Source organism: Mesorhizobium sp. M2A.F.Ca.ET.037.01.1.1 (assembly GCF_003998075.1).
Taxonomy (GTDB): domain Bacteria; phylum Pseudomonadota; class Alphaproteobacteria; order Rhizobiales; family Rhizobiaceae; genus Mesorhizobium.
Genome location: NZ_RZSA01000184.1, coordinates 1 through 8576 on the forward strand (window position 1 = coordinate 1; position 8576 = coordinate 8576).

Consider the following 8576-nt stretch of genomic DNA (forward strand, 5'->3'; position numbering starts at 1 on the left):
ATGCACATGCGGCATTTCGATTCACCCGAACCTTTCCCCGGACAGCCCTGCCCCGCCGGGGAGAAGGTGGCCGCGCAGCGGCCGGATGAGGGGGCTGCGACGCTGAAGATTATGTGCCCGCCGGCAGCAGCTTGAAATCCGGCAGCTCCCGCAACACCAGCTCAGGCCCAGTTGGCGAATAGACAACAAACAGCTGCATCGGCTGGTCGCCGGTGTTGAGCGTCGAGTGGAAGCGGCTCTCCGGCACGTAGATGGTGCAGCCTGGACCGACCTTCGCCACCACCGGATTGCCCTTCTCGTCCTCCACCATCTGCTCGCCATGGCCGGAGATGACGAAGATGATCTCCTCGGCGCCGGGATGATTGTGGCGGGTGTGGCCCCGGCCGGGCGGCAAGTCGACGACGCCGCCGGAAAAGCGCTCAGCGCCATTCACTTCCGGCGCGACGGTCAGCGAGAGTCTGCCCCAGTCGAAACCGAAGGCGCTGACATCCTTCGGGTAGACGAACACTTTGCTTTTGTCGGCCATTGCCTCATCCCTTCGTTTTTGTGATCGCCTTGAAATCCGCCGCCTGCCTGGCGATTGCCGCTTCGGCCGGCAGCCGCTCCATCGAGCTTGCGCCATAGAAGCCGTGCAGCCCCTCGCACCGCTCGAGGATGTAGCGGGCGTCGTCGGGCATCGAGATCGGCCCGCCATGGCACAGCAGGATGACATCCTTGCGCACCGAGCGCGCGGCATCGGCGATGTCGTCGATTTCTTTCACGCAGGCGTCGAGCGTTTTCGCCGAGGTGGCGCCGATCGAGCCGCCGGTCGTCACACCCATATGGGCGACGACGATGTCGGCGCCGGCATTGGTCATGGCGCGCGCCTCATCGGGATTGAAGACGTAGGGCGTGGTGAGCAGATCGAGCTGATGCGCCTCGGCGATCATGTCGACCTCGAGACCAAAACCCATGCCGGTCTCCTCGAAGCTCTGGCGCATGGTGCCGTCGAACAGGCCGACGGTCGGAAAGTTCTGCACGCCGGAAAAGCCCATCGTCTTCAGCTCGGAAAGCAGCAGCGGCATGATGACGAAGGGATCGGTGCCGTTGACGCCGGCCAGCACCGGCGTCTTCTTCACCGCCGGCAGCACCTCATAGGCCATCTCCTTGACGATCTCGTTGGCGTTGCCATAGGCGAGCAGGCCGGCGGCCGAGCCGCGCCCGGCCATGCGATAGCGGCCAGAATTGTAGATGATGATCAGGTCGATGCCGCCGGCTTCCTCGGCCTTGGCCGACAGGCCGGTGCCGGCGCCACCGCCCACGATCGGCACGCCGTCGGCGATCATCCTGCGGAATTTCTCCAGGATTGTTTTGCGCGGGATGGCGGGCATGCTTGTCTGTCTCACTTGTTGGCGATGTCGAGGAACGCCTCGGCCGCGGCCTTGGCGAAGGCGGAGTCGTTGATGTGCAGCGGCAGGCGCGTGACGGTGCGGTCCTTCGTCGGCTCGATCGTGCGCTCGATCGCGTCGAACAGCGCCGCGTCGGCCTCTGCGTCGAAGAAGGCGCCGCCTTCTATATCGAGCGCCGAGACGCCCTTTTCCGGGATCAGGAAGCGGACCGGGCCTTCGCAGCGGGCGAGGCGGCCGCCGATCCATTCACCGATCCGGCGGCATTCGTCGGCCGTGGTGCGCATCAGCGTGACATTGGGATTGTGTTCGTAGAACAGTCGCCCACGATATTTTTCCGGAATTGTCGGTGGCGCCCAGAAGTTCACGATGTCGAGCGCGCCGACCGAGCCGATATAGGGCAATTTCGTGCGGGCGATGGCGCGGAAGCGATCCTCCGTTGCCGGCAGCACGCCGCCGAACAGCAAATCGCAGACCTCGGTCGTGGTGATGTCGAGGACGCCGGCCAGCAGGCCGCTGTCGGCGAGCTTCTCCATCGAGCGGCCGCCGGTGCCGGTGGCGTGGAAGACCATGCAGTCATAGTCGTCGCGCAGGCGCTCGACGATCGCCGTCACGCAAGGCGTGGTGACGCCGAACATGGTGAGCCCGAGCGCCGGCTTGCCGGCGGCGGCCGGGGCCGGCTTCGCGGCCATGCCGGCGATCGCCTGGGCGGCATTGTGCAACACGCCGCGGGAGAGCCTGTTCAGTCCCGCCATGTCGGTGACCGACGGCATCATGATGATGTCGGACACGTCGACATAAGGCGCGGTGTCGCCGGATGCCAGCGTCGAGATCATGAGCTTGGGCAGGCCGAGCGGCAGCGCGCGCATGCCGGCGGTGACGATCGAGGTGCCGCCGCCGCCGCCGATGCCGATCACACCGGCGATGTCGTCGCGCGAGCGGATGAAACTGGCGAAAGCGGCCCCCATGCCGGCAACGGCGGCGCCGCGGTCATCGAGGCCGAGAACCGCGTGGGCTCCCTTGGGATGATGCGCGGCGACCTCGCTGGCCGGGATATCGACCGGGACGGTCGCACCCCGCGTGCCGATATCGACACGCACGACCGCGCCGCCCGCAGTAGCGACGGCATCGGCCAGGAAGGCAAGCTCCTCGCCTTTGGTGTCGGCGGTGCCGACCACATAGATGCGCTTCATGCGCGTTTCCCCGTCGTCCGGCATGTTCGGCTTTGCCGCCCGCCTTCTTGCCCCACCCTTAAGCTCCTCGGCAAAGGCCTCGTCGCTGGTGGGGACCTATTTTTGCCCCACCCGTAAGCTCCTCGGCAAAGCCTCGTCGCTGGTGGGGCCCCGTCATTTTCCTGGCGTTGCGCCATTGCAAATTTTTGAGACGCGCGTATCATATTGATATGGATGTCTCACGTCAACAAGCCGTCGCCAAGGATGAGGTCGCCCCGACGCCGGTGATCGAGAAGGGGGCGCGTGCCCGCACCAAGCGGCTGATGCTGGAGACGGCGACGCGGCTGATGCAGTCCGGCATGACACCCTCGGTCAGCGAGGTCGCGGAGGCGGCGGAGGTGTCGCGCGCAACCGCCTACCGGTATTTCCCGAGCCAGGCGGCGCTGGTGCAGGCCGTGGTCGATGAAGGGCTCGGCCCGATCCTCACCTGGAAGTCGGCCTCCGATGATGCCGAACGGCGCGTGGCGGATCTGTTTGCCACCGCGATGCCGCGCATCGAAGCCTTCGAGGCGACGTTCAAGGCGGCTCTGAAGCTGTCCCTCGACCAATGGGCGCGGCGCCAGGCCGGCACGCTCGGATCCGAGCCCGCCTTCACGCGCGGCCATCGCGTTGACCTGCTGAAGGATGCGATCGCGCCGCTCAAGGGCCGCTTGAGGCCGCGTCAGTTCAGTCGCCTGGCGCAGGCGCTGTCGCTGGTGTTCGGCGTCGAGGTGGTCACGGTGCTGAAGGACATCTGGGGGCTGGACAGCGCCGAAATGATGTCGGTGGCGCAATGGGCGGCGGGCGCGCTGGTGCGGACGGCGATGGCGGAATCAGGGCCGAAATGAGCAGTGATGTCGGCGCCGCCGAAAGCACCAGCCCTCTAAATCTGGTTCGACCAGATTGCAGGATCAGGTGTGGATGTTAATTGTCGGAGGCGGCTCGTGACAAGGGTCTTGCATATCAAGGAGTAGGAATAACGAGGGAAAACAGCCAGATATCGTAAGGATCGGTTCATTCGGCTGCTTTCCGTCGCTCAAGAAAGCGCTTGACGCCAAGCTGAAATTGGTAATACCAGATTATAGTCAAATAAAGCGGATCAAAAGTGACGGCCGCGTTCCATTCCGGCAGGGTGAGGAGGCCCGGAACCGGCAAGGGTGCCCTCACAGGAGGAACTACCGCGGCCGGCTTCGCTGCCGGTTCGCATGACACGGTAGAATGCGCACAAGGGAGGAAAACTATGCGCAAGATAGTGACCAGCGTGATCGCTGGTATCGGGCTGGCACTTGCCTGCGGGACATCCGTCCGCGCGCAGGACAAGGAACTCACCATCTTCTGGGCGGAATGGGATCCGGCGAACTACCTGCAGGAGCTTGTCAACGACTACACAGCCGAGACCGGTGTGAAGGTCACGGTTCAGACCACGCCGTGGCCCGACTTCCAGACCAAGGCCTTCACCGAATTCAACGCGCATGGGGACGCCTACGATATGGTCGTCGGCGACTCGCAATGGCTCGGCGCCGGTTCGACGCAAGGCCACTATGTCGACCTCACCGACTTCTTCAACCAGCACAAGCTCAATGACGTAATGGCGCCGGCGACCATCAAATACTATGCCGAATACCCCGGCGGCTCGGGCAAGTATTGGGCGATCCCGCTGGAAGGCGACGCGATCGGCTGGTCCTATCGCAAGGACTGGTTCGAGGACCCGAAGGAGAAAGAGGCCTTCAAGGCGAAGTACGGCTACGACCTCGCCGTGCCGACGACCTATGCGCAGCTGCGCGACATCGCCGAGTTCTTCCACCGTCCGGACCAGAAGCGCTACGGCGTCGCCATCTACACCGACAATTCCTATGACGCGATGGCGATGGGCGTCGAAAGCGCCATCTTCAGCTATGGCGGCGATCTCGGCGACTACGCAACCTACAAGGTCGACGGCATCACCAACTCCAAGGAGGCCGCCGCCGGCCTCGACATGTACAAGCAGCTCTACAAGTTCACGCCTCCCGGCTGGGGCAAGACCTTCTTCGTGGAAGACAATCAGGCGATCACCGGCGGTCTCGCTGCGATGAGCATGAACTTCTTCGCCTTCTTCCCGCCGCTGGTGAACAAGGCCACCAATCCCTATGCCGACGTCACCGGCTTCTTTGCAAATCCGGCCGGCCCGGACGGCAAGCGCTTCGCCGCTCTCGGCGGCCAGGGCATCTCCGTCGTCTCGTATTCGAAGAGCAAGGACGAGGCGATGAAGTTCCTCGAATGGTTCATCAAGGACGAGACCCAGAAGAAGTGGGCCGAACTCGGCGGCTACACCTGCAGCCAGGCCGTGCTGAAGTCGGACGCCTTCCAGAACGCGACGCCTTACAACAAGGCGTTCTACGACACGATGTTCATGGTCAAGGACTTCTGGGCAACGCCTGAATATGCCGAAGTGCTCGATCAGCTGAACCAGAACATCTATCCGTTCGTGGTCGGCGGCAAGGGCACCGCCCAGGAGGCGCTGGACAAGACCGCCGCCGACTGGAAGGCGACCTTCACCAAGTACAACCGCTACAAGTAAAGCATCGCAGTCAGAATGCCGGAGGAGGGTTTCCCCTCCGGCATTCCTGTTTTCAGGAGACAAAGTTGGCTTCGGTAGCCCTCACCAATCTCGATCCCGCGTCCAGGGCTGCCGCTCGCGGCTGGTCGGATCTCACCATCCGCAACCTGTTCATCATCCCGACGCTGGTCTTTCTGATCGTCTTCAACATTTTTCCGCTGATCTATTCGCTCGGCTATTCCTTCACCAATTTCGCCGCGAACCGGAGCGAGCCCTGGCAGTTCGTCGGCCTGCAGAATTATCGCGAGCTGCTCAGCGATGACCACATCTGGTCCAACTTCGTTATCACGGCGAAATACGTCATCGTTTCCGTGGCGGGTCAGATGGTCGTCGGCTTCGGCCTTGCGCTTCTGCTCAACCGCTCCTTTCCGATGAAGGGCCTGATCACCACGCTGCTTTTGTTGCCGATGATGATGTCGGCGGCGGTCGTCGGCCTGTTCTGGCAATTGCTCTACAGCCCGTCCTGGGGCCCGATCAATTATGTCTTCGGCCTTGGCGATTTCGCCTGGCTCTCCAATCCCGACAGCGCGCTCTACGCGGTCGCGATCACCGACATCTGGATGTGGTCGCCCTTCGTCATGCTTTTGTCGCTCGCCGGCCTGTCGGCGGTGCCGCAGCATCTCTACGAGGCCGCCGCGATCGACCGCGCCGGATGGTGGTACACTTTCACCCGCATCACCTTGCCGCTGGTCTCGCCGATCCTTCTCATCGCGCTGATCTTCCGCACCATGGAAGCCTTCAAGACCTTCGACATCGCCTACACGATGACGACCCAGCCGACCGCGGAGCTGATCGCGATCCGGCTCTACAAGCAGGCTTTCCAGCAGTGGGATACGGGCAAGTCCTGCGCGCTGGCCTACATCGTGCTGATCATGGTGCTGGCCATCACCAACCTCTACGTGAAGTATCTCAACAAGGTGAAGGAGCGCTGAGATGGCCGCCGTCCGCACTTCTTCCGAGGTTGCTTTCAACCGCGCGGCAATCGCCGCCGTGCTGGTCGCGACGCTGATCTTCCTGGCGCCGATCTACTGGATCGCCTCGACGGCGTTCAAGCCGAAGGAGCTCGCCGTCAGCGTGCCGCCGACCGTGCTGTTCGAGCCGGAGGTGACGCCGTTCGTGCGTCTCTTCACCAAGCGCGTGCAGATGCAGAAGCCCGTCGATCCGCAAGTCTACGAAGCCGCGCCCTGGTGGGAAAAACGCATCTATGACGGCGGCGAGCGGGTGCTGAAGGTCGGCAAGGATGTGCAGCTTTCGCAGTATCCCGACCGGTTCATGAACAGCCTGATCGTGGCGGTCATCAGCACGGTGCTGGCGGTCGGCATGGGAACGTTCACTGCCTACGGCTTTTCCCGCTTCAAGATCGCCGGCGAGGCGGATCTTTTGTTCTTCATCCTGTCGACGCGCATGCTGCCGCCGGTGGTGGTCGCCATCCCGATGTTCCTGATGTACCGCATGGTCGGCCTCAACGACTCGCATATCGGGCTGATCATCCTCTACGTCGCGTTCAACCTCTCCTTCTCGGTCTGGCTGATGAAAGGCTTCATGGATGAGATCCCGAAGGAATATGAGGAAGCAGCGCTCGTGGACGGCTACACGCGCATGCAGGCCTTCTTCAAGATCGTGCTGCCGGAAGCGGCGACGGGCATTGCGGCGACAGCCGTGTTCTGCTTCATCACCGCCTGGAACGAATATGCCTTCGCGCTGATCATGACCAACCGGCGCGCCCAGACGGCGCCACCCTTCATCCCGTCGCAGATCGGCTCCGGCCTGCCGGATTGGACCACGATCGCAGCCGGCACCTTCCTGTTCCTTTTGCCGGTCGCGATCTTCACCTTCCTGCTGCGCAACCATCTGCTTCGCGGCGTGACGTTCGGAGCGATCCGCAAATGAGTTTCCGCGCCGTCAACGAGAAATACCTTTTGCCGGCTTCGCAGATCCTGATGGTGCTCGGCATAGTCGCGCTCTGCCAGCCATGGAACCTCAACCTGCATTCCTACGGCGTGACGATCATCCTGATCGGGCTGATCGGCTTCAACATCACGTCCAAGATCGCGCCGGAGCAGAGCGAGGAAACCGGCGCCCCGACGCATGAGGGAGCCCGGCAGTGACGCAGATCGAACTTCGCGGCATCGAGAAATTCTTCGGTGCCGTCCAGGTCATCCACAATTTGAACCTCGCCATCGCCGACAACGAGTTCATCGTGCTGCTCGGCCAGTCCGGCTGCGGCAAGACCACGACGCTGCGCGCGGTGGCGGGGCTGGAGACGATCGACAAGGGCGACATCCTGATCGACGGCAAGCCGGTGCAGCACCTCAAGGCCGCCGACCGCGACATCGCCATGGTGTTCCAGTCCTTCTCGCTCTACCCGCACATGACGGTGTTCGAGAATGTCGCCTTTCCGCTGCGCGCCACGCGCATGAGCAGCGGCGAGGTCGACAAGTCCGTGCGCGAGGTCGCCCGGGTCCTGCGCATCACCGACCTGCTCGACAAGCGGCCGTCGGCGCTTTCGGGGGGCGACATGCAGCGCGTGGCGATTGGCCGGGCGCTCGTGCGGCGGCCGAAGGCCATGCTGATGGACGAGCCCATCGGCGCGCTCGACGCCAAGCTGCGCGAGGAGATGCGGGCCGAGATCAAGCGCCTGCACGTGAAGCAGGGATCGACCACGATCTACGTCACCCACGACCAGATCGAGGCGATGAGCCTCGCCGACCGCATCGTCATCATGCATGAGGGCTTCATTCAGCAGGTCGGCACGCCGGACGAGGTCTATTCGCACCCGGCGAACTTGTTCGTGGCGCAATTCGTCGGCAGCCCGGTGATGAACATTGCCGAGGCCCGCGTCACGGATCAACCCGGAGCCGCTTCCGTGACGGTCGGCGACGCGCCGGCGGGCTTCGAGTTCCCCCACCGGCTCCTGTCCAAGCTCAACGGGCATGCCAACGGTGGCCTGACGCTTGGCATCCGGCCGGAGGGCGTGCTCGTCCGGCACGATGCGGCGTCCGGCTACATGCCGGTCGAGGCTAGCATCATCGAGCCGCTGGGATCCTTCGACATCGTCGACCTCAAGGTCGGCTCCACGATGCTGCGCGCGCGCACCAAGGCCGGCTACGTCTCGGGTCCCGGCGAGAAGGTCCATGTCCGCATTGATCCGGAACAGGCGCATTTCTTCGACACGGCAAGCGGCAAGTCGCTGGGGGTGAGATTGTGATGGCCGAAGGACACGAGAGGCCAACGATTTGGCCTTTCGAACAATCGAACGCCCGGAGCCATAGCGGAGGGCTGATCACCCTCGAAATGAAAATGAGACAGTAGACATGGCCCATATCGAGCTCAAGAACATCACCAAGAAATTCGGCGGCCATACCGCGCTGACCGGCCTCAATC

Annotated in this window: 9 protein-coding genes; 6 read left to right on the plus strand and 3 right to left on the minus strand. The window is 63.3% G+C overall.

From position 1 onward, the window contains the following. Window positions 1–109: 109 nt before the first annotated feature. The 3 genes from EOA27_RS11810 to EOA27_RS11820 are packed head-to-tail and all read right to left on the minus strand — an operon-like array spanning window position 110 to window position 2578. Window positions 110–526 carry a cupin domain-containing protein gene (locus EOA27_RS11810; RefSeq protein WP_126081123.1) on the minus strand — a complete coding sequence of 139 codons (417 nt, stop codon included), beginning with the start codon at window positions 524–526 and terminating at the stop codon, window positions 110–112. A gap of 4 nt (window positions 527–530) precedes the next feature. Beyond that, window positions 531–1370, minus strand: a complete 840-nt coding sequence (locus EOA27_RS11815; RefSeq protein ID WP_127256252.1) for a phosphoenolpyruvate hydrolase family protein — start codon at window positions 1368–1370, stop codon at window positions 531–533. Between the two features lie 11 nt (window positions 1371–1381). Beyond that, window positions 1382–2578 carry a Tm-1-like ATP-binding domain-containing protein gene (locus EOA27_RS11820; protein WP_127256254.1) on the minus strand — a complete coding sequence of 399 codons (1197 nt, stop codon included), beginning with the start codon at window positions 2576–2578 and terminating at the stop codon, window positions 1382–1384. A gap of 209 nt (window positions 2579–2787) precedes the next feature. Between EOA27_RS11820 and EOA27_RS11825 the strand changes: the two genes are divergently transcribed. From EOA27_RS11825 to EOA27_RS11850, 6 genes are all read left to right on the plus strand, one after another. After that, window positions 2788–3444, plus strand: coding sequence for a TetR/AcrR family transcriptional regulator (locus tag EOA27_RS11825; protein WP_126081126.1), 657 nt, complete (start codon window positions 2788–2790; stop codon window positions 3442–3444). A gap of 392 nt (window positions 3445–3836) precedes the next feature. Continuing rightward, complete coding sequence (locus EOA27_RS11830; protein WP_126081127.1) at window positions 3837–5153, plus strand: extracellular solute-binding protein; 1317 nt, start codon at window positions 3837–3839, stop codon at window positions 5151–5153. Window positions 5154–5218: 65 nt separating this feature from the next. Then, window positions 5219–6124, plus strand: a complete 906-nt coding sequence (locus EOA27_RS11835; RefSeq protein WP_042640683.1) for a sugar ABC transporter permease — start codon at window positions 5219–5221, stop codon at window positions 6122–6124. 1 nt (window position 6125) lies between these two features. Continuing rightward, window positions 6126–7082: a carbohydrate ABC transporter permease gene (locus tag EOA27_RS11840; protein ID WP_042640685.1), complete on the plus strand. Its 957-nt coding sequence runs from the start codon at window positions 6126–6128 to the stop codon at window positions 7080–7082. Next, window positions 7079–7300 carry a hypothetical protein gene (locus tag EOA27_RS11845; protein ID WP_126081128.1) on the plus strand — a complete coding sequence of 74 codons (222 nt, stop codon included), beginning with the start codon at window positions 7079–7081 and terminating at the stop codon, window positions 7298–7300. The genes EOA27_RS11840 and EOA27_RS11845 overlap by 4 nt, the downstream gene beginning before the upstream one ends. Continuing rightward, window positions 7297–8400, plus strand: coding sequence for an ABC transporter ATP-binding protein (locus tag EOA27_RS11850; RefSeq protein ID WP_126081129.1), 1104 nt, complete (start codon window positions 7297–7299; stop codon window positions 8398–8400). The genes EOA27_RS11845 and EOA27_RS11850 overlap by 4 nt, the downstream gene beginning before the upstream one ends. The last annotated feature ends 176 nt before the right edge of the window (window positions 8401–8576 follow it).